Origin of the sequence: Campylobacter novaezeelandiae (genome assembly GCF_004323845.1) — a bacterium.
GTDB lineage: Bacteria > Campylobacterota > Campylobacteria > Campylobacterales > Campylobacteraceae > Campylobacter_D > Campylobacter_D novaezeelandiae.
This window is the reverse complement of sequence record NZ_QPGR01000008.1, coordinates 37,297-60,075: the sequence shown is the minus strand read 5'-3', so window position 1 is coordinate 60,075 and position 22,779 is coordinate 37,297. Positions and strand designations below refer to the sequence as shown.

The window sequence follows — 22,779 nt, the reverse complement described above, 5'->3', positions numbered from 1 at the left end:
ATGTTGAGAATTGAAGAAATTACTGCCAAAGCTTTAAAGAAAATGAATAATGATCGCTATAAATTATCTTTAGTTGTTGCAAAGAGAGCAGAACAATTAGCTAATGGTGCTACTTGTTTAGTTGAACTTGATAAAAATAAAGTAAAATTAACAGATATTGCTTTATATGAAATTGCAAATGATAAAATTACCTTAGAGGGTTTAGTTGAAATTAGTTGATGAAGAATTATTGCTTGAAAGATTAATAGAACAAGTTAAAAATTGTAAAAATCTTGAGGAGGCAAAAGAACTTCTTTATAGTGTTTTTAAACCTGATTCTATGCTAGAAAAAGCGGTAAATTGTTGTATAACTTATCATGAAGGACAAACAAGAAAAAGTGGGGAACCTTATGCTGTTCATCCTATTTTAGTGGCAACTTTAGTAGCATTTTTAAGTGGTAATAAATCTTGTATAATCGCTGCTTTACTTCATGATGTAATCGAGGATACTTACTGCACAGAAGAAGAATTGGGAAAAAAATTTGGTTCAGAAGTTTTAAAACTTGTTTTAGGCCTTACTAAAATTATTGAAATCAGAGAAGATAATCTGATTAGCTCAAAGTCTAAACAAAATTTAACTAAGTCAGCTTTAACATTTAGAAATATGCTTTTAGCAAGTATAGAAGATGTTGGAGTTTTGGTTGTAAAACTTTGTGATAGACTTCATAATATGCTTACTTTAGATGTCCTAAGAAGTGAAAAACAAAAAAGAATTAGCGAAGAAACATTAGTTGTTTATGCTCCTATTGCTCATAGACTTGGAATTTCAAGTATTAAGAACCATCTTGAAGACTTAAGTTTTAAATATTTAATGCCAGATGAATATAATCAAATTAGTCGTTATATTAATTCAAATAATCAACACATGCAACTTGGTCTTAATGAATTTATTTCCAAAATAGAGCTTTTGTTTTTAAATAATGGTTTTAGACAAGGGAGCTTTGAAATACAAAAACGTATTAAACATAGTTATTCTATATATCTTAAAATGCAAAGAAAAGGTATAGGAATTGAAGAGGTTTTAGATTTGTTGGGTGTTAGAATTTTAGTTGAAAAAGTAAGTGATTGCTATCTTGCTTTGGGAATTTTGCATACGCATTTTAATCCTTTAATTTCTCGTTTTAAGGACTATATAGCTTTACCAAAACAAAATGGATATCAAACAATACATACAACTTTATTTGATACAAAAAATATTATTGAGGCTCAAATTAGAACTTTTGATATGCATAAGATTGCAGAATATGGAATAGCAGCGCATTGGAGATATAAAGAAGGAAATGTTGCTGTACCTAAGCTTGATTGGATTAATGATCTTTCTTCAAATGAGGTATTAAATTCGCAAGATTATAGCGCAATAGAGCTTTATGAATATGCTAAAGATAGTTTATATGTTGAAGATATAGCTGTTTATTCTCCTAAAGGAGAAATTTTTACTTTGCCACGTGGAGCAACAGCTCTTGATTTTGCTTATGAAATTCATACTAAAATAGGACTTCATGCAAAAAGTGCTTATGTAAATCGTATCAAGGTTCCGCTTTTAACAGAACTTAAAAACGGTGATATTGTACATATTATAACAAGTGATGAAAAATTTTATCGTTGCTCTTGGATTGATAGCGTTAAAACTGGGAAAGCAAAAGCTAGCATAAGAGAATTTTGTAAACAAAAATCTAGAGAAATTAATCTTATTAATGTGATTAATATTTTATGTTTTATTTTTGGAACTTCTAAAAATCAAATCGAAAACTGGATTGAAAAAGAAAATTTAAAACGAAGAATAAGACAAGCTTCTAATGATAAGGTATATTTACAAGATATTGTCAATGGACTTAAAAAATACGCAAAAAAATCTTATTGGTTTGATAAATATGAGATTAAAGAGCAAAAGATAGGAAATTTTATTCTTTATTCAAATCATAAGATTTCAAATATAGAGTTTGATTATTGTTGCCATCCAAAATATGGTGATTCTATTATGGCTTTTGTTCATTCTGGAAATGCTATGGTTCATCATAAATTTTGTGAAAGAGCTGATAAAATGCTTGAAGAAAACAAAGATATGGTTTTTATAAAATGGGATGCTAAGATTCCAAAAAGTTATAAGCTCCTTTTTTCTTTGGAAAATAAAAAAGGAGCTTTAGCTGAATTTTTAGCTTTACTTGCTAAAATGCAAGTAAATTTATTAAAAATTAATTTATTTAATGAAAAAAATTCTATTGTCGATTATTTTGAAATTATAATAGAATTTTTAGATAATATTGATCCTGAGCTTATCAAAGATAGGTTAAAAACTCATTGTAAAATTTTAGATTTTGTATCTTTGAATGATGCATATAAAGAAAGCTGGGGTATAAAATAAAGGAAAAATTATGAATATGGAAAATATTTTAGCCGAAGTTAAAAGAGGGTGTGCTGAGATTATTGATGAAGAAAAATTAGAAATTTTAATTAAAAACTATTATGAAAAGGGTGAAAATTTTTTCATTAAAGCAGGTTTTGATCCAACTGCTCCAGATTTGCATTTAGGTCATAGCGTAGTTTTAAATAAAATGGCCTTTTTACAAAAACACGGGGCTATAGTTCAATTTTTAATTGGTGATTTTACTGGACAAATTGGAGATCCAAGCGGTAAAAATGCAACAAGAAAAAAACTAGATAAAGAGCAAGTTTTAAAAAATGCTAAAACTTATGAAGAGCAAGTTTTTAAGATTTTAGATAAGGATAAAACTCAGATTAAATTTAATTCTACTTGGTTAAATGAATTAGGAGCAAGCGGATTGGTTGAACTTACTTCAACTTTCAGTGTAGCTAGAATGCTAGAAAGAGATGATTTTACCAAACGTTTTAAGGAACAAAGTCCTATTAGTATTTGTGAATTTTTATATCCTTTGCTTCAAGGCTATGATAGTGTTGTACTTAAAAATGATATAGAAATGGGTGGAACAGATCAAAAATTTAATCTTTTAATGGGAAGAACTCTACAAAGAATTTACAATACAAATAAAGAACAAGTTGTTATAATGATGCCTCTTTTAGAAGGTCTAGATGGCATTAATAAAATGAGCAAAAGTTTAAATAACTATATAGGAGTTACAGAAAAAGCTAATGATATGTATGCTAAAATTTTAAGCATTAGCGATGAACTTATGTTTAGATATTATGAGCTTTTAAGTCAGAAAAGTTTAATTGAGCTTGAATCAATAAAAGAAGATATTAAAAATAATAAACTTCATCCTAAAATAGCTAAAGAAAATTTAGCTTTAGAAATAGTAGAACGTTTTCACTCTAAAGAACAAGCAAATAATGCAAAAATAGAATTTGATAAAATTCATAGCTTTAATGCTTTGCCAAGTGAAATTGAAGAGTTTGAATTTAAAGGAGAAAGTATTTGGCTTGCTAAGGCTTTGGTATTTTGTGGTTTAGAGAATTCAACCTCTTCAGCAAGAAGGAGCATATTGGCTAATTCAGTAAGTATTAATGGAAATAAAACCAAAGAAGAGCAAATGCAACTTTACAAAGGCGAGTACGTTATACAAATTGGTAAGAGAAAATTTGCAAAATTAAAGGTAGTTCAATGAGTTTTAAACCTTTGAAAATAGGAAAACATACTATAAAATATCCCATTTTTCAAGGTGGAATGGGACTTGGTATAAGTTGGGATAAATTGGCTTCAGCTGTATCTTTAAATGGGGGACTTGGAATTATTTCATCTGTTGGAACGGGATATTATGGAAATTTACAATATGTAAGCAAAGAATTTAATTCAAGACCTTATGGAAGTGAAAATTTTTATTCACGTAAAGGATTGCAGGCTTTAATTGATAATGCTAGAAAAATTTGTAAAGATGCACCTTTAGGGTGCAATATACTTTGTGCTAGTAATGATTATTCTAGGATTGTGCGTGATGCTTGTGAAGTTGGGTTTAATGTTATTGTTTCAGGAGCAGGTCTTCCTACAAATTTGCCAGAATTTACTATAGATTTTCCAGATGTAGCACTTGTTCCTATTGTTTCATCTGCTAAAGCTCTAAAAATTATCTGCAAAAGATGGCTTGGGCGTTATAATCGTTTGCCTGATGCTGTTATCTTAGAGGGACCAAAAAGTGGAGGACATCAAGGTTTTACTTATGAACAATGTTTAAATCCTGCATATAAGCTTGAAAATCTAATTGCTCCTGTATTAGAGGAAGTAAAAAATTGGGGTTCTTTTCCTGTCATAGTTGCTGGTGGAATTTGGGATAAAAATGATATTGAGAAAATGCTTTCTCTTGGTGCAAGTGGAGTTCAAATGGGAACAAGATTTATTGGAACTTTTGAATGTGATGCAAGTGATGAATTTAAAAATGTTTTGCTTGAGTGTAAAGAAGATGATATTAAACTTATAAAATCACCTGTAGGTTATCCAGCAAGGGGTATACAAACTAATTTGCTTAATTTGGTTGAAAAAAGAATGGGTCCAAAAATTAATTGTGTTAGCAATTGTGTTTCTCCTTGCGAAAGAGGAAAAGAAGCTACAAAGGTAGGATATTGTATAGCTGATAGACTTTTTGATGCTTATTATGGAAGAAAAGAAACAGGATTGTTTTTTACTGGTGCTAATGGTTATCGTTTAGAAAAATTAATAAGCGTTAAAGAGCTTATAGATAAACTTGTTAATGGAGAATAATGACTAAAATTTTAGTATTATTTTTTATTTTTGTTAATTTTTGTTTTGGTGCTTTTGAAAATGAATTATCAAATTTTGATAAAAATTTTATTAATTCTAATAATCAAGAACAAATTAAATTTCATCATCAACTCAAAAGTCTTTATATACAAAGCGTAATAAAAGATGATGAAAAATCTAAAATAGAAGTTTTAAAACGTTTGATTATTAGCTCAAATGCTTTAAGCTTAGATGATAAATCCTATGCTAGCGAATTAGAAGAAAGTGGAGTTAAACAAAGTGTTATTAATGCTTTAAGAGAAATTGTTATAAAACTTAAAGATGAAAAATCTAAAGCATCATCAAAAACAAATTTAAACAATGATGCTCAAATTACTCAAACATCAAATTCTCTAAATAAAGAAAATCAAATTAAACAAGTTCAGGTAAAAGAACAAAATAAAAAGCAAGATAAAACAATAGACAAGAATATAACAAAAAATACTAGCAAAAACACTCAAGAAATTAATTCTAAAAGCAATATCAAAACAGATAAAATTTATATTTTATCTTCAAAAAAAAATGAACAGGATGTAGAATTAATTCTTAATTCAAATTTAAAAAAGGAAGATATTAAGAACTTTGTTTTAGATGAAAAGAATAATTTTCGTTACATTATTGATTTTGAGGCTATTTTAGAAGGTGGAAGAAAAAAGTATGATTTTAATAACTATAATGTCGTAATTTCTCAGTATAATCCTAAAACGACGCGTATTGTTGTTTATGCTAAAGAAAAACTTCCTATTAGTTTTAAATTAGACGGAAGTAAATTAAGCATTTTAATTTCGCAAAAAGAAAAAGAAATCAAAAAAAATTCAGTTCAAGAAAAAATTAAACAAGAAGTTTCTATAGAAAAAAAAATAAATAAGCAAGAAATAAAATCTCAGGCCTTAGAAAAAAAACAAAATCAAAAACCAATTGATAAAAAAAATCAAAAAGAAGAAACACTTTATGTTTTAGATGTAGATAAAGTTTTAAATGGGGTAGTTTTAAATTTAAGTGGAGATATTGATGAAAAAGAGATAAATTCTTTTGTCTCAAAGGAACAAAATGTTTTTAGACAAATTATAAGTTTTAAAGGAGTTTTAGAAGGATCACGTAAAAGTTTTAGTTTTAAGCAAAATACTATCACAGTAGCACAGTATAATCCTAAAACTATCCGTATAGTTTTGAGTGGACCAAAAGAATTTCAATTTACTCAAGATTTAAGTGATAAAACTTTGATGATAGCTTTTCAAACTGCAAAAAATACTACAAAAACTAATTCAAATAAGAGTGCTTTGAATTCAAATTTTAGATCTAAAAAACTGATAGTGATTGATGCAGGACATGGAGGAAAAGATAGTGGTGCTTTAAGTGATAAAAAGGGCACTTTAAAAGAGAAGAATATAGTATTAAGCACAGCTTTGAAACTTGGTAATGAACTTAAGAAAAAAGGCTATAAAGTTCTTTATACTAGAAGTACAGATAAATTTATCAATTTAAGAGATAGGACTAAATTTGCCAATGATAAAAAAGCTGATTTATTTATATCAATTCACGCAAATGCAGCCCCTAATGCAAAAAAAGCTAAAAGTGCAGAAGGGGTTGAAACTTTCTTTTTGAGTCCAGCAAGAAGCGAAAGAAGCAAAAAAGCCGCTGAAAAAGAAAATCAGGGAGATTTTGAAGAAATTAATTATTTCTCAAAACAAAGTATTTTAAATTTTTTAAATCGTGAAAAAATTATTGCTTCAAATAAATTTGCTATAGATGTTCAAAAAAATATTCTTTCTCAAGTAAGAAAAAAATACAAAGTTGTTGATGGAGGGGTAAGAGAAGCTCCTTTTTGGGTTTTAGTTGGAGCACAAATGCCAGCGATTTTGATTGAGATAGGCTATATTACCCATCCAAGCGAAGGTAAAAGAATAGCAAATAAGAGTTTTCAGGATACTTTAGCCAAGGGTATAGTGGATGGAGTGGAGAGTTATTTTTATAACAATCGCTAAAGAAAATGAAAAAAGCTAAAATTATTTTTAAAGATAATACTCCTTTTTCTTTAGATTTTGATGATTTTTATTTTAATTCTAAAGATGGCTTAAATGAGAGTAAATATATTTACAGTGAATCTTTTGAATTTACACAAAATGATAGTTTTGTGATTGCTGAATTAGGTTTTGGTATAGGTTTAAATTTTTTTCTTACTTTGAAAAGATTCTTAAAGGCCACAAAAAGACCTAAAAAACTTTTTTATATAAGCATAGAAGGTTTTTATATAGAAAAAGATTTTTTAAGGGAAATTTATAAAAAATTAGGATTTTATGATGAATTTAAAGAATATTTGGAAGAATTTTTAAAGTTTTATCCAAAATGTAAAGAGGGATATTATCGTTTTTATTTTAAGGATTGTTTTTTAGATCTTGTTTTTGGCAATGCTAATATTTTAAGCGATCTTGAATTTAAGGCAGATGTTTGGTACTTAGATGGTTTTTCACCTAGTAAAAATAAAGAAATGTTTGATGAAAAACTTGTCTTTAATATGTCAAGATTATCCAATTTTAAAGCCCAAGTTTGCACTTTTTCTGCTTCGAGTTTTTTAAGAAAAAATCTTGAAAATTTTGGTTTTGAAACAAAGAAAATTTCAGGCTTTAGAAAAAGAGAAATGCTTAGAGCTTTTTTTAAAGGTTATTTAATCAAAGATAAAGAAGCTTATTTCTTAAAAGTTGATCAAAAAGTAAAAAATAAAAAAGTTGCAATTGTAGGTGCAGGTATTTGTGCTGCATTGCTTGCATATGAACTTAGTTTAAGAGGGTTTGATATAAGTATTTTTGAGAAAAAATCTTCTTTAGGATTGGGTGCAAGTGGCAATGAAAGCGGGATTTTAAGTTCTTTAATTTTAAAGCCTAATGTTTCTTTGGGAGAATTCTCTCAAGAATCTTTTATTGAAGCAAGTCGTTTTTATAGGCAAATTCTTAATCTGTCTTTTAATGGAGTAGTTGAATTTGCTCATAATGATTTGATGAAACAAAGATTTATAAGTCAAAAAGATAATCCTTTATTTGCTATAAAAGATAATCAAGCTTTTTTAGAAGATGGTGGCGTTATAGATCCTAAAAAAATTGTAAAAGAACTTTTTATAAAAAGCAATGCTAAGATTTATTTTAATCATGAATTTTTAAATTATGAATTTGATAATGAACTTTTTTCACTTAGTTTTAAAGATGCTGAAAAAAAAGATGGCTTTGGGATTTTAATCTATGCATTAGGATCAGATACCAAAGATTTTATAAATTATGATGGGATGAATTTAAGCAAGGTTAGAGGTCAAGTTACTCATCTAAAACCTATTTTAGATATCAAATATCCTTTGTCTTCAAAGGGTTATATTTGCCCTATAAAAAATGATATACAAGTAATTGGAGCAAGTTATGATCGTTTAGATGAAAGTTTATCTTCTAAAAATGTAGATGATAAAGAAAATATAGAAAAAGTGAGCGAATTTCTAAAAGATGCTAAAAAGGCTGTAGTTGTAGGTTCAAAAGTTGGTTTTAGATCTTATTCAAGTGATAGATTTTGCATAGTAGGTCCAGCTTATGATGAGCAGTTTTATAAAGCAAATTATAAAAATTTATTATGGACTAAAAATAAAGAACAAAAAACTGGAAAAAATATTCCCAATCTTTATTTGAATTTCGCACACGGTTCAAGAGCTTTTAGTACGAGTATTTTAGCTGCTAGATATATTTGTTTTCTGATAAATGAAGAGCCTTTAGGATTTTTTAAAAGATTTATTTCTGACATACATCCTGCGAGATTTTTGATTAGAAAATTAAAAAAGGGTTTATAAATAAAATTAGTATTTTAATTTAAAAAATATTATAAATAATAAATCAAAATTTAATTTAAATTTAAATTTCTTTATTTTATTATATATTTATAATTAAATAAATTTACTATGCAAGGAATAAGGATGATTGATTATAAAGAAATTGATTTCCGTTTAAAAATGCTTGAAAAACTTCCTTCTTTAAAATCCAATAATTCTATTGTAAAAGCTTTGGAAAACTCAGGTTTTACTAGAAGAGATTTTATGAAATGGGCAGCAGCTATGACAGCTTTTTTGGCTCTTCCAGCAAGTTTTACTCCTATGGTAGCTCGTGCTGCTGAGTTAGCTGATAGACTTCCTGTTATATGGCTTCATATGGCAGAATGCACAGGTTGTTCAGAGAGTTTATTGAGAACAGATACACCAACTATTGATAGTTTAATTTTTGATTATATTTCTTTAGAATATCATGAAACCGTTATGGCAGCAGCAGGTTGGCAAGCTGAAGAGAATTTAGAAAATGCTATCATTAAGCATAAAAATAAATATATTTTAATGGTAGAAGGAGGGATTCCTTCCGGAGATACAGAATATTTTTTAACTATAGGTCCAAAAGGTAAAAGTGGATTTGAAATAGCAAAAGAGGCAAGTGAAAATGCTCTTGCTATTTTTGCTATAGGAACATGTTCATCTTTTGGGGGAATTCAGGCAGCAAGACCAAATCCAAGTAATGCTAAAGCCTTATCTAAAGTAACAAATAAAACTGTTATTAATATTCCAGGTTGTCCTCCTAGCGAGAAAAATATTGTAGGTAATGTTTTACATTATTTACTTTTTGGCGAACTCCCATCTTTAGATGTCTATAATAGACCAAAATGGGCTTATGGTTTAAGAATTCATGATCTTTGTGAAAGAAGGGGACATTTTGATGCAGGAGAATTTGTCCATTCTTTTGGAGATGAAGGTGCAAAAAATGGATATTGCCTTTATAGAGTAGGTTGTAAAGGTCCTTATACTTTTAATAATTGTTCAAGAGAAAGATTTAATCAGCACACTTCTTGGCCTATTCAAGCAGGGCATGGTTGTATAGGTTGCTCAGAGCCTGATTTTTGGGATACTATGGGTCCTTTTGAAGAGCCTATGGCAAGTCGAAAATTTGATACAGTTTTTGGTTTAGGTGCTGATAGTATTTCTGATAAAATTGGCATAGGAGTTCTTACTCTTACTGGTGTTGCGATTGCAGCACATGCTATAATATCTTCTACACAAAAAGACAAGGAATAATAATGAATCAAAAAATTATCGTAGATCCGATTACAAGAATTGAAGGCCATTTAAGGGTTGAAGTCGTTGTTGATGAAAATAATATAGTTAAAGAAGCTTATGCAGGTTCTACTTTATGGCGTGGTATAGAAGTTATTGTTAAGGGGCGTGATCCAAGAGATGCTGGCTTTATGACTCAAAGAATTTGTGGAGTTTGTACTTTTTCTCATTATAAAGCAGGTATTGTTGCTGTTGAAAATGCTTTGGGAATTACTCCCCCACTTAATGCTTTACTTACTAGAACTTTAATGAATGCTGCTTTATTTTTACATGATCATATAGTGCATTTTTATCAACTTCATGGGCTTGATTGGGCAGATGTTGTAAGTGCTTTAAGTGCCGATGTAAAAAAGGCTAGTGATATTGCATTTAATTATACATCTAATCCTTATGCAACAGGTGCAGATAAACTTTTAGAGGTGCAACAAAGACTTAAAACTTTTGTAGATAAAGGAAATTTAGGACCTTTTGCTAATGCTTATTATGGTCATCCAACCTATCGTTTAAGCCCTGAGGAAAATCTTATAGTTCTTTCTCATTATCTTGAATGCTTAAGAATTCAAAGGATAATTGCTCAGTGTATGGCAATTTTTGGTGCAAAAAATCCACATCCTCAAAGTTTAACTGTAGGAGGGGTAACTTGTGTTATGGATTTATTATCTCCTTCTAGAATGGGTGAATATATGAGCAAATTCCAAGAGGTTGCGGATTTTGTTAATCGTGCTTATTATCCTGATCTTGTTATGGCAGCTAAAGCTTATGCAAACGAAGCAAGCGTTTTAAATGATATAGGTGTTTCCAATCTTTATACTTTTAAGGAATTTCAACTTGGAAGAGATGAATGGCTTTTTGAAAGCGGTATTATTAAAAATGGTGATTTGAGTAAAGTTTACGAAGTTGATGAAGATAAAATTACAGAAGAGGCAACGCATTCTTGGTATGCAGATAATGAAGCTTTACATCCTTATGATGGTAAAACAAATCCAAATTATACAGGACTTATAGATGGAGAAAGTATAGATCATCATGGAAATAAAGTAACCTCTAAAGTATTTGATACTAAAGGTAAATATAGTTGGATTAAAGCGCCAAGATATGATGGGGAGCCAATGCAAGTAGGACCTTTAGCAAACATTGTGGTTAATTATGCTAAGGGTAATAAAAATGTTGTCCCTGTTGTAGATGAGTTTTTAAAAGAAACAGGACTTCCTTTAAATGCTATATTTAGTACGCTTGGAAGAACAGCGGCACGCTGTATAGAAGCAAAAATTGTGGCAAACAATACTTTAAGAGCTTTTGATAATTTGGTAGAAAATTTAAAGGTAGATCAAAGTACTTGTGCTCCATATGTAATTGATAATTCTAAAGAGTATAAAGGCCGTTATATGGGTCATGTGCCTCGTGGAACATTAAGTCATTGGTGTCGTATTAAAAATGGTGTAATTGAAAATTGGCAAGCAGTAGTACCATCAACTTGGAATGCAAGTCCAAAAGATGCTAAAGGAGTAGGTGGAAGCTATGAGCAATGTTTAATAGGTTTAAAAATTGCTGATGTAAAACAACCTCTTGAAATTATTAGAAAAATTCACTCTTACGATCCTTGTATTGCTTGCGCTGTTCATGTTATGGATACAAAAGGTAATAATTTAAGTGAATATAAAGTGAATGTCAATTTATAAGGAGGCTTTCATGCAAAACAAGGAAGAAAGATTGCAAAGAAAAGCTGAATACGAATTTAGCATAGGTTTGCGTTTAACGCACTGGGTAAGAGCTATTGCGATAGTAATACTTATTGGCACGGGATATTATCTTTCTTATGTATTTCAAACTCCAATTAGCAATGGTGAGCCTGTTAATTTTATGCAGGCAAAATACCGTTTAGTTCATCAAGCAGTGGGTTTTGTTTTGATTGCTTGTATTATTTTTAAGATATATTTATTTTTTTGTGACAAGGTAAGCGCAAAAGAACGTAGAAGTGTGTGGGATATTTTTAATGTCAAATTATGGATAGAACAAATAAAATTTTATATTTTTTTAGGAAAACACCCTCATTTAAAAGGAGTTTATAATCCTTTACAGTTTGTGACCTATTTTTTCTTTTATCTTGTGATGTTAGGTATTATTTTAACTGGACTTATTCTTTATACCCATACTTATCATGAGGGTTTAGGGGGATTGCTATATAATATTTTAAGACCTCTTGAAGCTGCAATGGGTGGTTTAGCTGATGTAAGAACTTATCATAGAATTTTGATGTGGGTGATTATAATATTTGTACCAGTTCATATTTACATGGCGATTTTTAATGCAATTAAAGGCAAAGATGGTGCTATAGATGCTATCATTAGTGGATATAAGTTTGTAAAAGAAGAGAAACATTGAAATTCTTAATTCTTGGGATAGGCAATATTATGTTTGCAGATGAAGGTTTAGGCGTTCATCTTTGTAAATTGCTTGAAAAAAATTATAAATTTTCTCATCCAAATGGATATATTTTAGATTTTGTTGATGGAGGAACTTTGGCTTTGCAATTAAGTTATATTATCGCCAAATATGATAAGGTAATTATACTTGATTGCATTTCAGCTGATGATTCAAATATCGGAGAAGTATTTTTTTTCCCTTATTGTGCTATGCCCAATAAAATTAAGTGGAGTGGAAGTGCTCATGAAGTTGAAATGCTTCAAACTCTACAGTATATGGAAATTTTAGGAGATCTTCCAGAAACTAGAATTTTGGCTTGTATTCCAAAAAGAATTGAGCAGATGAGTTTTGCAATTTCTGATGAAATTATTAAGAGCACTCAAATTATGGAAAAAATTTTATTAAATTTTTTAAAAGAAGAGGGATTTTCTTATATTAAAATAGCAGATTATTCTTTACAAGAATTAGCCAATATATCTTATAAAAATTAATCTTGATTTTTAATCAAGATAATGAGCTATTTGTTCTTTTTTAAGTATACGGATAAGATTACTTGATCCTTCTACTCCAGTTGGAAAACCTGCGGTTAGTATGTAGCATTTATTTTTATCTATAAAACCTTTTTGAACGCTTGAGCGTATAGAATCTTTAAGCAAAGCATTAAGATTTTCACTTTTGTTAACCAAAATAGCAGGGTTAACCCCCCAAACAATACTTAAAAAATTTAAAGTTTTTTCAGAATGAGCTATGGCAATAATTGGCATATTTGGTCTATATCTTGCTATCTTAATAGCTGATTTTCCGCTACTTGTTAATGCAAATATAGCATCTACTTTTAAATCTTTTGCTAAATGAGTGCTTGATTGCATAATTTTATCTGTGTCATCAATATAATCAAAAGTATTAAATTTATTATAAGGGTAAGTTTTTTCTATTTCTATAATAGTTTTACTCATTATATCAACAGCATTTACAGGATCTATTCCAATAGCGCTTTCTTCGCTTAACATTACTGCATCAGTTCCATCTAAAACTGCATTAGCAACATCTGAAATTTCAGCTCTTGTAGCTGTTTTGCTTTTAGCAAGAGAAAAAAGCATTTGCGTTGCAGTGATAACTGGTTTACTAGCATTGTTAGCTTTTTGAATAATTCTTTTTTGTATATTTGGAACTTTATAATAAGGAACTTCTATTCCAAGATCGCCTCTAGCTACCATAATACCATCGCTTGAATCTATAATTTCATCTATATTTTCTACAGCATCAAATTTTTCTATTTTTGCAAAAATAGCTATTTTTGAATTATTATCTTTTAATATTTTTTTTACCTCTTTGATGTCATGAGCATTTTGAACGAAGGATATAGCTAAGAAATCCACTTCGTTTTTTATACCCCAAAATAAATCTTCCTTATCTTTGCGAGTGATAACATCAATATTAATTTTTGTATTTGGAAAATTAATCCCTTTATTAGAATTTAAAAAACCATCATTTTCAACTATTGTTTGTATGTAGTCTTTTTCAATGCGAGATACTTTAACACGAATGCTACCATCATAAAGATAAATATAATCATCGATTTTTAGCATATCAAGAATTTCTGGATGATTTATGCTAATTTTATAATGCTTATCACTGATTTTTTCTCCAAGAATTTCTTCTTTATAAAAATCAAGTCTATCATCTTTTTTGAGTTCAAAAGCTTCTTTTAATTCTTTGGTTCTAATTTTAGGTCCGCTAATATCTTGAAGAATTCCTACTCTTATATTAAGCTCTTGGCTAACTTTTCTAATTGTCATTAAATTTTTTTTATGATATTCATGACTTCCATGAGAAAAATTAAGTCTAAAAACATTAACACCATTGATTATCATTTGACGTAATATATTTTCATCTTCGCTTGCTGGACCTATTGTTGCAACGATTTTTGTTTTTTTTGTCATAGATTTTCCTTTTAATTTAATAATTCTGAATTTAATTGATCTTCATTAATACTTGTTCCTAAATACTCGCATATTATTTTTGTATCTTTTTGAGCATTATATAAGCAACTTGTTGCACCTGGGCTTGGGGTCATATTAAAAATTATACCTGGTATATCATTGATACTTGATTCTCCTAGCATAAGTTCTTCTTTGGTTTTATCAACAACTTGTGGTCGAATTCCTCCAAAACCTTTAGCATAGTAAATATCATCTACTCTAAGAGAAGGAATAATCTTTCTTATATCTTTAACAAATATTTTTTTATTAATAAAAGGAATCTCAAAAAGATAGTTATAAAATATATAATTGCGAATTGTTGGATCCTTTAGCATTTTTATACATACTTTTAAAACAGTTTTATCAAATTTTAATGCTTCAAAAAATTCAGGTACAGATTTTAAGCCTTTATAACGTTCTAATTTTGGTATAACAAGAGCAGTTGGACCAAAACGTGTATTCATATCCGCCATCAAATCAGGATCTCCATGAAGTGCTGCAAAAGGAAGTTTGGGGTTTTGAACAGTATAGACTTTTCCATTTAAAAGTCTTTTTTTTGTAAGATAAAAACTTCCAGCAACTGGCCAACAAGACTTGTCAAGACCTAAATTCATTTTATGTGCTAGATACAAAGAATGTGCTCCAGCGTTTACAACTACAAATTTAGCTCTATATTCTTTAAAGTCAGAACTTTTTACAACAAAAATATCATCTTTTTTTTCTATATGAACAATTTCTTGATTGTAAATTACAGAAGTATTTTTGTTTTGTTTTTGAGCTTGCTCAATAAGGCTATAGCTCATTTTTTCGAAATCAACTGTAGTAAAAATTTCATTTTTTTCAACTCCAATGGCTAAAATATTTTCTTTTCTTGTATTTATTCCATCTGAGTCTAGGGCGACTTTTGGTTCAATATTTTTTATTTTATCTTTATCAAATAACTTGATATAAGGGTAAAGTTCTTTAAATTCTTCATAGCGATTTTTTATAAAATCACACTCAATATCTCCTACACCTAAAACCATTTTTTGATGAGAAAACATAAATTTATTTTGAGCGTTTTGTAAAAGCCCATATTTTATAATCATATCAGCACTAACTTTTACTTTTTTTGCTTTTTCAAGAGTATAATTTGTTTCGATATCGCCACAATGTATAGTTTGAGAGTTGCTTGTGCTTTTGCTATTTAAGCTAGCTGGCGCATTATATTTTTCTATTAAAGCAATATTTTTAATGTTTGTATATTTTGAAAGTTGATGAAATAATGCTGCACCAGAGATTCCAGCTCCAATAATTAATACGTCAAATTCCTGCTTCACTTTTTTCCTTATTGTTTGGATAAGTTTTAATAAAAGTTTAGTTTAATTTATTTTATAAATAAATTAAATAAAATAATAACATTGCTATAAGAGTATTTTTGTAACATTAATTAGTAATAAGTTGAGGATTTTCTTGAAGAACTTTTTTCATTCCTCTAAAAATTAAAAGTTTATCATAAATCGAAAGTTCAAAAAAATTAGCAAGAAATTTTCCATCTCCACCGGTAAAATAGATTTTTTTATTTTTGGCAACATCTTTAATAAGAAGATAAATTCCTTTAAAAACGCCATAACTTAAAGCATCCATAGTTTTTTGCGGAAAAGCATCAAAGCTTACTTGGGTATTTAACTCGCATTTTAATCTTGGAGAAATAAATGAAAAAATTTTACGAAAATTACTAATCCCTGGTAGTATAAAACCACCTAGATGGATGGAATTTGAAACGATATCAACACTTATTGCACTTCCTGCATCAACTACTACCCCATCGCTTATTGTATAACAAGCAGAGATTCTATCAATTCCTAAACCTTGATATATAGTATCAAAAGAAAAATAGGGCTCAAGATCTATAAAATAAGGCAATGATTTGAGATGATCTTTTATTTGCTCGTTAACATTAATATAAAAAACTTTATGTTCTGTTTTAAAATCTAAAAATTGCTTAATATTAAGAGAAAAGTATTTATTATTATCTAAAAAATTTGCATTAGAGTTGCCAATATCACATAAAATCATAAGTTCTATATTCCTTTATAAAATCTAGTTGCAAATTCTAGAAATTTTTAAGTTAAAAAACTATTTAAATTTTAAAATTTTATCATTATAATAAAATGCCCTATTGTCTATAAATGACATTTTATCAACAGCATTATTTAATTCATAAATTTCCATTTTATCTAAGTTTAAGTCACTTTTTATTAAATATCCAGTTTTTTCGAATATATATAAATAATCATTGTAAATATTTGCTTTTGTAAATATTGCAAATTCAAGTTTTTTTTCTGTTATTTTTTTTAGATTTAAATCTGTCTTAATAATATTTCCGTCTTTATCAAATATAAAAATATTATTATGATTTACAGCTATATCTTTAATATCTGCATATAAATAAAAAGTTTGATTTTGGGTTACAACTATAACTTTTTTTGCACTTGCGGCAATGAGTTTATCATCTGCAACATTTAAATAAATGATATTATTAAAAAAATCTTCAGCAGAAATGACTACATCTTTTAAAATTCTATAATCATTTTTTGAAATAACAATAATTCTTCCATCTAAAGTCGGATATACTATGATATTGTCTAAAAAAATAGGAGCAGCAATTCTATTATCTTGGGCTATAGATGGACTCAGTGTTTGAGAGAATTTAATTCCTAGCGTTCTATTTAAAAGAACAATGGTATTATTAGCTAATACTAAAGCCATATCGTCCCCATTTGATGCTATGCTTACAACACTTGCATCAAATTTGTAAGAATAAACTTCTTGGTTTTGGAGATTGTAAATTTTTAAATTTCCATCATTATCAGCAACGAAGAACTCGTTATCTTCCATATTGAGCAACATATAATTTTTTTCAAGTTTAAAATTTTTAATAACACCCTGATTTTTAAAGATCGCTTGATTATTTTTAAGCTTGGCTGCAAAGATATTCCAATCAATAATGGTTGAGTTTAAGCTTTCGCTTTTATCAAGATCTTTATTGATATGATCTGGCTTAAAATATTGTCTTTTTGTACTACAAGCGCTAAATAAAAAAATACATAAAAATATTAAGATTAAATGTTTCATTTTTAGTTGTTACCTTGATAATGTTTTAAGTTGTCTGCAATTTGTTTAAATTCAGAGTTATTTTTAATTTGATTTAATAAAACTTTAGCTTCTTCAATTTTATTTTGTTCTAAAAAGCTATAAGCTTCTAAAATCTTAGAATAGTCTTTTAAAAATAAAGATTTTTGATGAAGTTCAAGATCTATAATATTTTTTATTAAAAAATTTATTTTGGAAGTTTGGCTTATTTGTTTTAATTGATCAATGATTTTTGAGTCTGTGTTATTTTTATTTAATTGACTGATTAAAAATAAAGCATAAAGATTTATATTTTTTTCTTTTAAATTAGAGGCGATTTTATCATCATTTGGATTTTGTATTAAAGTTAAATATATCTGATTATTCTCTTTAATATTTTTCTCTTCGATTTTTTTATTGATAATAGAAACAATGAACCAAGCTAATAAACATATAATAACTATTAAAATATAAAATTTATATTTTTTAAAAAATCTTTCACTATGAATAAATGTTTTAAAAAAATTTTCCTGAATACTAGAATTTTCTGTTTTGAGATTGTTTTGAAATTTCAACTGTTTATCCTTAATTAATTTATTAAAACAATTTTTTAGCATTCTATCATTAGTTAGATTAAATATTCTTAAACTATTTAAGAATATTTGTGATATAATTCAAAAATTTAACTGCTTTTTTTAAAGGATTAAATTATGCAAATTGATGAAAATTTATTGGAAAAGCTTGAAAGATTGAGTGCATTGAAAATTGCAGATGAAAAAAGAAAAGAACTTCTTTCTGAGCTAAGTGAAATTGTTAATTTTGTTGAAAAATTAAATGAGATAGACCTAGATTCTTTAGAAACCTCTGTTAGTCCTATTAAAAACAATATTATTTTTAGAAATGATGAGGTTAAAAATAGCAATATAATTAATGAAGTTTTTAAGCATTCTCCAAGTTGTCAAGATCATTTTTTTATTGTGCCAAAAATTATTGATTAAATATTTATTTTTTTATTATAGAATTTTTATTAAAAAATAATTTTTTAGATTTTTTAGAATAGGATTTTTATGAATTTTTATTGGTTTGATATATTTATTTTAGGATTTACTTTACTTTTAGGTCTTAAGGGTATATTAAATGGCTTGTTTAAAGAAGTCTTTGGACTTGTTGGAATAGTTGGAGGTATTTTTATAGCTTCTAAATATTCTGCTGAAGCCACTAAGCTAATTCAAAATACTTTTTATAAAATAGAAAATGAATCTTTAGCTTCATTTGCCGGTTTTATGGTTATTCTTGTTTTATTTTGGGTTTTTTGTTTAATTTTGGGAAGTTTTCTTTCAAAACTTATTAAATGGAGTGGTTTGGGTTTTGTTGATCGTATAGGGGGATTCTTATTTGGCGCAGCAAAGATATTTTTAATTTTTTCTATTTTTGTCTTTTGTATTTCTAAAATAAGTTTTTTAAATGATAAATTAAATAATTTTGCTCAAAATAGCTATACTTTAGATTTATTAAAAAATGTAGGTTCTTATATTATGAATCAACCTTTAACGGAAGCATCTATTGATAAAATGAATAAAAATTTAGAGGAATTTGATTCAAATAATGCTTTAAAGGAAAAATTTAATGCTAGTTGAAAATATAGAATATGATGTTTTATTAGAGAGTTTTAAAAAAATTTTACGCCAAGGTGGTTTAAAATACACAAAACAAAGAGAAATTCTTTTAAAAACTTTATATAATAGTGATACACATTATACTCCAGAAAGCCTATATATGGAAATTAAACAAATTGAGCCAAATTTAAATATAGGAATAGCTACTGTATATAGAACTTTAAATTTGCTTGAAGATGCTCAAATGGTAACTTCTATATCATTTGGATCTGCTGGAAAGAAATATGAATTAGCGAATAAGCCACACCATGATCATATGATATGTAAAAATTGTGGAAAAATTATAGAGTTTGAAAATTCTATAATAGAAGAGCAGCAATCTATAATTGCACAACAATACAATTTTAAACTTACTGGCCACTTAATGCAACTTTATGGAATTTGTAGCGAATGTAATTTAAAGCCAAAAACAAGGATATAAATGTTTGATAATATTTTAGAACAACAAAGAATTGAAAAAGCAAATGAATTTAGAAAGATAAATATTAATCCTTATCCTCATTTTTTAAAAAAAGAAATGAGTATTAAAGAATTTAAAAATCATTTTTTTTATGTAGTAGATAGTGAAAGTAAAAGAGATGAAAATTCTTTTTCTACTATAGCTGGGCGTTTAAAGCTTTTGAGAATTGCTGGAAAGTCAGTTTTTGCAAATATTGAAGATGATGAATCTAATTTGCAAATTTATTTTAGTAAAGATAGTATTGGTGAAGATTATTTTAATTTTTTAAAAAAGAATCTTGAAGTAGGGGATATTGTTTTAGTAAAAGGTTTTCCTTTTGTGACTAAAACGGGTGAATTTAGTATACATGTTCAAGAGTTAACATTAGCTTCAAAAGCTATAGTTCCTTTACCAGAAAAGTATCACGGTTTAACAGATATTGAGCAAAGATACCGTAAACGTTACGTTGATATGATAATGAATCATGAAGTAAGAAGAGATTTTTATTTAAGATCTAAAATTGTAAGTTTAATTCGTGTTTTCTTTGAAAAAAAAGGTTTTTTGGAAGTAGAGACTCCTATGATGCATCCTATTGCCGGAGGAGCTAATGCTAAACCGTTTAAAACTTTTCATAATGCTTTAGGTGTTGAGAGATTTTTAAGAATAGCTCCAGAATTATATCTTAAAAGATTGATAGTAGGAGGATTTGAAGCTGTTTTTGAAATTAATCGTTGTTTTAGAAATGAAGGAATGGATTTAACACATAATCCAGAATTTACTACTATAGAATTTTATTGGGCTTATCATAATTATAAAGATTTAATGGATTTAACAGAAGAGTTATTTGCTATGCTTTTAAAAGAGTTAAATTTAGAGCTTAAAATAGAATTTGATGGTCATATGATCGATTTTTCAAAGCCTTTTGAAAGAATTTCTTATAAAGAAGCTTTAAAAAAATATGGTAATTTACAAGAAGACCTTATAGAAAATAAAGAAAAAATTTTATCAAAATTAAAACAAGACGGTTTTGAAGCAAATGAAAAATTAGATTTGGGTCATTTGCAAGCAGAACTTTTTGATCATTATGTGGAAGATAAGCTAATTAATCCTACTTTTGTTACAGAATTTCCAATTTCTATAAGTCCTTTATCAAGAAGAAGTGATAGTAATAAAGACATAGCTGAGAGATTTGAACTTTTTATTTGCGGTAGAGAACTAGCTAATGGTTTTAATGAGCTTAATGATCCAATTGATCAATATGAAAGGTTTTTAAAACAAGTTGAAGCAAAAAATAACGGCAATGAAGAAGCTTGTGAGATGGATGAAGATTTTATAAATGCTTTAGGATATGGTATGCCTCCAACTGCAGGAGAGGGCATAGGAATCGATAGATTGGTAATGCTTTTAACCAATAAAAAATCAATTCGCGACGTTATTTTGTTTCCAGCAATGCGTCCAATTAATCCCAATACAAAGGATAAGACATGAGTTTAGAATGTTTTGATAAAGAAATTTATGAGTTGACTAATAAAGAATTAGCAAGACAATGCGAAGGGCTTGAAATGATAGCCAGTGAAAATTTTACCTTGCCAGAAGTTATGGAAGTTATGGGCAGTATTTTGACCAATAAATATGCCGAAGGCTATCCTCAAAAAAGATACTATAGTGGTTGTGAAATTGTTGATCAGATTGAAACTCTAGCAATAGAACGTTGTAAAAAACTTTTTAATTGTAATTTTGCAAATGTTCAACCTCATTCTGGTTCTCAAGCTAATCAAGGTGTATACGCAGCTCTTTTAAATCCAGGAGATAAGATTTTAGGTATGGATTTAAGTCATGGAGGTCATTTAACACATGGAGCAAAAGTAAGTTCATCAGGTCAATTTTATGAAAGTTTTTTTTATGGGGTTGAGCTTGATGGAAGAATAGATTATGAAAAAGTAAGACATATTGCAAACATTGTTAAACCAAAGCTTATTGTTTGCGGTGCTAGTGCATATCCAAGAATAATTGACTTTAAAAAATTTAGAGAAATTGCAGATGAAGTAGGTGCATATTTGTTTGCTGATATAGCACATATTGCAGGTTTGGTTGTAGCTAATGAACATCCAAATCCTTTTCCTTATGCTCATGTAGTAAGTTCAACAACACATAAAACCTTAAGAGGACCAAGGGGCGGCATTATTATGTGCAATGATGAAGAAATTGCTAAAAAAATAAATTCGGCAATTTTTCCTGGAATTCAAGGAGGTCCTTTAATGAATATTATAGCCGCAAAAGCTGTGGGATTTAAATTTAATTTAAGCGATGAATGGAAAATTTATGCCAAAAATATTATAAAAAATACTCAAGTTTTAGCTAAAGTTTTAATAGAAAGAGGATATAAGCTTGTTAGCGATGGAACAGATAATCATCTAGTATTAATTAGTTTTTTAGATCGTGAATTTAGTGGTAAAGATGCAGATTTGGCCTTGGCAAATGCTGGAATTACAGCAAATAAAAATACGGTTCCAGGAGAAAAACGTAGTCCATTTATTACAAGCGGTCTAAGACTAGGCACTCCAGCTTTAACAGCAAGAGGTTTTAAAGAAGAAGATATCCAAATAGTTGCTAATTGTATAGCTGATATTTTAGATGATATAAATAATATAGATTTACAATTAAACATAAAAGCAAAACTTAAAGAACTTGCAAGCAAATTTACAATTTATACAAAGGCTATGTTTTGATTTCAATGATGGATTTATCGCTTATTAAAATTATAAGTAGTCATTATTATATTAAAAGAGATAAGATTGTTAATAAATATGAACATCGTGGCAGATATTTTTTTGATAAATTTGAAAAAGTTAATGCCCCTTTAACTAGTAATCTTATTAGAGAGCATTGTGAGAAAAAAATTACTATTGCACATGATCTTATATCAAAAACTAATAAAGTTGAAAATATAGTATTTGATTATAATGGATTTAATGCTGAGAGATTTTGGCATAGAGCGCAGCTTATTTTACGTGAACAAGGTTTTATTAATTTTACAGCATATAAAACTAAAACCCCAGGACATTTGCACTTATATATCCATAAAGGACATACTGATTTGATAGAGGGGTATTCTTTAGCATCTAGGCTTTCTGCACTATTTGCAACTAAAATGCCAATTGAGTGGAGAGTTTTTCCAACTATTGATTTGCCTAGAGATTTTAATATTTTAATTATGCCTTATGAAGTCTATAAAAAAGAACGTGGGACTTCTTGGTCAAAACATATGTAAG

General features: G+C 28.1%; 21 protein-coding genes. 16 read left to right on the top strand and 5 right to left on the bottom strand.

Annotated features, from left to right (window positions below):
* The 10 genes from DU473_RS05240 (at position 1) to DU473_RS05195 (ending at position 12,787) form a co-directional block, all read left to right on the top strand.
* Entirely contained in the window at positions 1-219 is a 219-nt protein-coding gene (locus DU473_RS05240) for a DNA-directed RNA polymerase subunit omega (RefSeq protein WP_131163760.1), read from the top strand.
* Positions 206-2,401 carry a RelA/SpoT family protein gene (locus tag DU473_RS05235; protein WP_131186655.1) on the top strand — a complete coding sequence of 732 codons (2,196 nt, stop codon included), beginning with the start codon at positions 206-208 and terminating at the stop codon, positions 2,399-2,401. The genes DU473_RS05240 and DU473_RS05235 overlap by 14 nt, the downstream gene beginning before the upstream one ends.
* A gap of 10 nt (positions 2,402-2,411) precedes the next feature.
* Positions 2,412-3,620 carry a tyrosine--tRNA ligase gene (gene tyrS, locus DU473_RS05230; protein WP_131163758.1) on the top strand — a complete coding sequence of 403 codons (1,209 nt, stop codon included), beginning with the start codon at positions 2,412-2,414 and terminating at the stop codon, positions 3,618-3,620.
* A complete protein-coding gene (locus tag DU473_RS05225) occupies positions 3,617-4,708 on the top strand; it encodes a nitronate monooxygenase (RefSeq protein ID WP_131186654.1) in 1,092 nt (363 codons plus the stop codon). Before tyrS ends, DU473_RS05225 begins: the two co-directional genes overlap by 4 nt.
* Positions 4,708-6,732: an N-acetylmuramoyl-L-alanine amidase gene (locus DU473_RS05220; RefSeq protein ID WP_131186653.1), complete on the top strand. Its 2,025-nt coding sequence runs from the start codon at positions 4,708-4,710 to the stop codon at positions 6,730-6,732. Before DU473_RS05225 ends, DU473_RS05220 begins: the two co-directional genes overlap by 1 nt.
* Positions 6,733-6,737: 5 nt before the next feature.
* Entirely contained in the window at positions 6,738-8,570 is a 1,833-nt protein-coding gene (mnmC, locus tag DU473_RS05215; protein WP_131163755.1) for a bifunctional tRNA (5-methylaminomethyl-2-thiouridine)(34)-methyltransferase MnmC2/FAD-dependent 5-carboxymethylaminomethyl-2-thiouridine(34) oxidoreductase MnmC1, read from the top strand.
* A gap of 123 nt (positions 8,571-8,693) precedes the next feature.
* Entirely contained in the window at positions 8,694-9,833 is a 1,140-nt protein-coding gene (locus DU473_RS05210) for a hydrogenase small subunit (protein ID WP_131163754.1), read from the top strand.
* A gap of 2 nt (positions 9,834-9,835) precedes the next feature.
* Positions 9,836-11,551, top strand: coding sequence for a nickel-dependent hydrogenase large subunit (locus DU473_RS05205; RefSeq protein WP_131163753.1), 1,716 nt, complete (start codon positions 9,836-9,838; stop codon positions 11,549-11,551).
* 10 nt (positions 11,552-11,561) lie between these two features.
* A complete protein-coding gene (gene cybH, locus DU473_RS05200) occupies positions 11,562-12,254 on the top strand; it encodes a Ni/Fe-hydrogenase, b-type cytochrome subunit (RefSeq protein WP_131163752.1) in 693 nt (230 codons plus the stop codon).
* Entirely contained in the window at positions 12,251-12,787 is a 537-nt protein-coding gene (locus tag DU473_RS05195; RefSeq protein ID WP_131163751.1) for a HyaD/HybD family hydrogenase maturation endopeptidase, read from the top strand. The genes cybH and DU473_RS05195 overlap by 4 nt, the downstream gene beginning before the upstream one ends.
* Before the next feature lie 9 nt (positions 12,788-12,796).
* Here DU473_RS05195 and pyk read toward each other — a convergent pair whose 3' ends face one another.
* The 5 genes from pyk to DU473_RS05170 all read right to left on the bottom strand — a co-directional run bounded on the left by pyk (position 12,797) and on the right by DU473_RS05170 (position 18,009).
* Positions 12,797-14,239 carry a pyruvate kinase gene (pyk, locus tag DU473_RS05190; RefSeq protein ID WP_131163750.1) on the bottom strand — a complete coding sequence of 481 codons (1,443 nt, stop codon included), beginning with the start codon at positions 14,237-14,239 and terminating at the stop codon, positions 12,797-12,799.
* A gap of 11 nt (positions 14,240-14,250) precedes the next feature.
* Entirely contained in the window at positions 14,251-15,597 is a 1,347-nt protein-coding gene (locus tag DU473_RS05185) for an FAD-dependent oxidoreductase (RefSeq protein ID WP_131163749.1), read from the bottom strand.
* 106 nt (positions 15,598-15,703) lie between these two features.
* Positions 15,704-16,336, bottom strand: a complete 633-nt coding sequence (locus tag DU473_RS05180) for a type III pantothenate kinase (protein ID WP_131163748.1) — start codon at positions 16,334-16,336, stop codon at positions 15,704-15,706.
* Between the two features lie 60 nt (positions 16,337-16,396).
* Positions 16,397-17,395, bottom strand: a complete 999-nt coding sequence (locus DU473_RS05175) for a PQQ-binding-like beta-propeller repeat protein (protein WP_131163747.1) — start codon at positions 17,393-17,395, stop codon at positions 16,397-16,399.
* A gap of 2 nt (positions 17,396-17,397) precedes the next feature.
* The gene (locus DU473_RS05170) at positions 17,398-18,009 is read right to left on the bottom strand and encodes a hypothetical protein (RefSeq protein WP_424944989.1); all 612 of its coding nucleotides are present in this window, start codon (positions 18,007-18,009) and stop codon (positions 17,398-17,400) included.
* 93 nt (positions 18,010-18,102) lie between these two features.
* Here DU473_RS05170 and gatC point away from each other — a divergent pair, with 93 nt between their 5' ends.
* From gatC to DU473_RS05140, 6 genes are all read left to right on the top strand, one after another.
* Entirely contained in the window at positions 18,103-18,390 is a 288-nt protein-coding gene (gatC, locus tag DU473_RS05165; RefSeq protein ID WP_131163745.1) for an Asp-tRNA(Asn)/Glu-tRNA(Gln) amidotransferase subunit GatC, read from the top strand.
* A 69-nt stretch (positions 18,391-18,459) separates the two neighbouring features.
* Positions 18,460-19,029 (top strand): CvpA family protein, encoded by a 570-nt coding sequence (locus tag DU473_RS05160; RefSeq protein WP_131163744.1) that lies wholly within the window; start codon positions 18,460-18,462, stop codon positions 19,027-19,029.
* Entirely contained in the window at positions 19,019-19,489 is a 471-nt protein-coding gene (locus DU473_RS05155) for a Fur family transcriptional regulator (RefSeq protein ID WP_131163743.1), read from the top strand. The genes DU473_RS05160 and DU473_RS05155 overlap by 11 nt, the downstream gene beginning before the upstream one ends.
* The gene (lysS, locus tag DU473_RS05150; RefSeq protein ID WP_131186652.1) at positions 19,490-20,995 is read left to right on the top strand and encodes a lysine--tRNA ligase; all 1,506 of its coding nucleotides are present in this window, start codon (positions 19,490-19,492) and stop codon (positions 20,993-20,995) included.
* Positions 20,992-22,236, top strand: a complete 1,245-nt coding sequence (locus DU473_RS05145) for a serine hydroxymethyltransferase (RefSeq protein ID WP_131163741.1) — start codon at positions 20,992-20,994, stop codon at positions 22,234-22,236. Before lysS ends, DU473_RS05145 begins: the two co-directional genes overlap by 4 nt.
* Positions 22,233-22,778, top strand: coding sequence for a DUF1882 domain-containing protein (locus DU473_RS05140; protein WP_131163740.1), 546 nt, complete (start codon positions 22,233-22,235; stop codon positions 22,776-22,778). The genes DU473_RS05145 and DU473_RS05140 overlap by 4 nt, the downstream gene beginning before the upstream one ends.
* The last annotated feature ends 1 nt before the right edge of the window (position 22,779 follow it).

What these genes read in the sequence shown, in the direction of transcription:
- DU473_RS05240 (WP_131163760.1), top strand. Translation starts at nt 1, where the DNA reads ATGTTGAGAATTGAAGAAATTACTGCCAAAGCTTTAAAGAAAATGAAT.
- tyrS (WP_131163758.1), top strand. Translation starts at nt 2,412, where the DNA reads ATGAATATGGAAAATATTTTAGCCGAAGTTAAAAGAGGGTGTGCTGAG.
- DU473_RS05225 (WP_131186654.1), top strand. Translation starts at nt 3,617, where the DNA reads ATGAGTTTTAAACCTTTGAAAATAGGAAAACATACTATAAAATATCCC.
- DU473_RS05220 (WP_131186653.1), top strand. Translation starts at nt 4,708, where the DNA reads ATGACTAAAATTTTAGTATTATTTTTTATTTTTGTTAATTTTTGTTTT.
- mnmC (WP_131163755.1), top strand. Translation starts at nt 6,738, where the DNA reads ATGAAAAAAGCTAAAATTATTTTTAAAGATAATACTCCTTTTTCTTTA.
- DU473_RS05210 (WP_131163754.1), top strand. Translation starts at nt 8,694, where the DNA reads ATGATTGATTATAAAGAAATTGATTTCCGTTTAAAAATGCTTGAAAAA.
- DU473_RS05205 (WP_131163753.1), top strand. Translation starts at nt 9,836, where the DNA reads ATGAATCAAAAAATTATCGTAGATCCGATTACAAGAATTGAAGGCCAT.
- cybH (WP_131163752.1), top strand. Translation starts at nt 11,562, where the DNA reads ATGCAAAACAAGGAAGAAAGATTGCAAAGAAAAGCTGAATACGAATTT.
- pyk (WP_131163750.1), bottom strand. Translation starts at nt 14,239, where the DNA reads ATGACAAAAAAAACAAAAATCGTTGCAACAATAGGTCCAGCAAGCGAA.
- DU473_RS05180 (WP_131163748.1), bottom strand. Translation starts at nt 16,336, where the DNA reads ATGATTTTATGTGATATTGGCAACTCTAATGCAAATTTTTTAGATAAT.
- DU473_RS05175 (WP_131163747.1), bottom strand. Translation starts at nt 17,395, where the DNA reads ATGAAACATTTAATCTTAATATTTTTATGTATTTTTTTATTTAGCGCT.
- DU473_RS05170 (WP_424944989.1), bottom strand. Translation starts at nt 18,009, where the DNA reads ATGCTAAAAAATTGTTTTAATAAATTAATTAAGGATAAACAGTTGAAA.
- gatC (WP_131163745.1), top strand. Translation starts at nt 18,103, where the DNA reads ATGCAAATTGATGAAAATTTATTGGAAAAGCTTGAAAGATTGAGTGCA.
- DU473_RS05160 (WP_131163744.1), top strand. Translation starts at nt 18,460, where the DNA reads ATGAATTTTTATTGGTTTGATATATTTATTTTAGGATTTACTTTACTT.
- DU473_RS05155 (WP_131163743.1), top strand. Translation starts at nt 19,019, where the DNA reads ATGCTAGTTGAAAATATAGAATATGATGTTTTATTAGAGAGTTTTAAA.
- lysS (WP_131186652.1), top strand. Translation starts at nt 19,490, where the DNA reads ATGTTTGATAATATTTTAGAACAACAAAGAATTGAAAAAGCAAATGAA.
- DU473_RS05145 (WP_131163741.1), top strand. Translation starts at nt 20,992, where the DNA reads ATGAGTTTAGAATGTTTTGATAAAGAAATTTATGAGTTGACTAATAAA.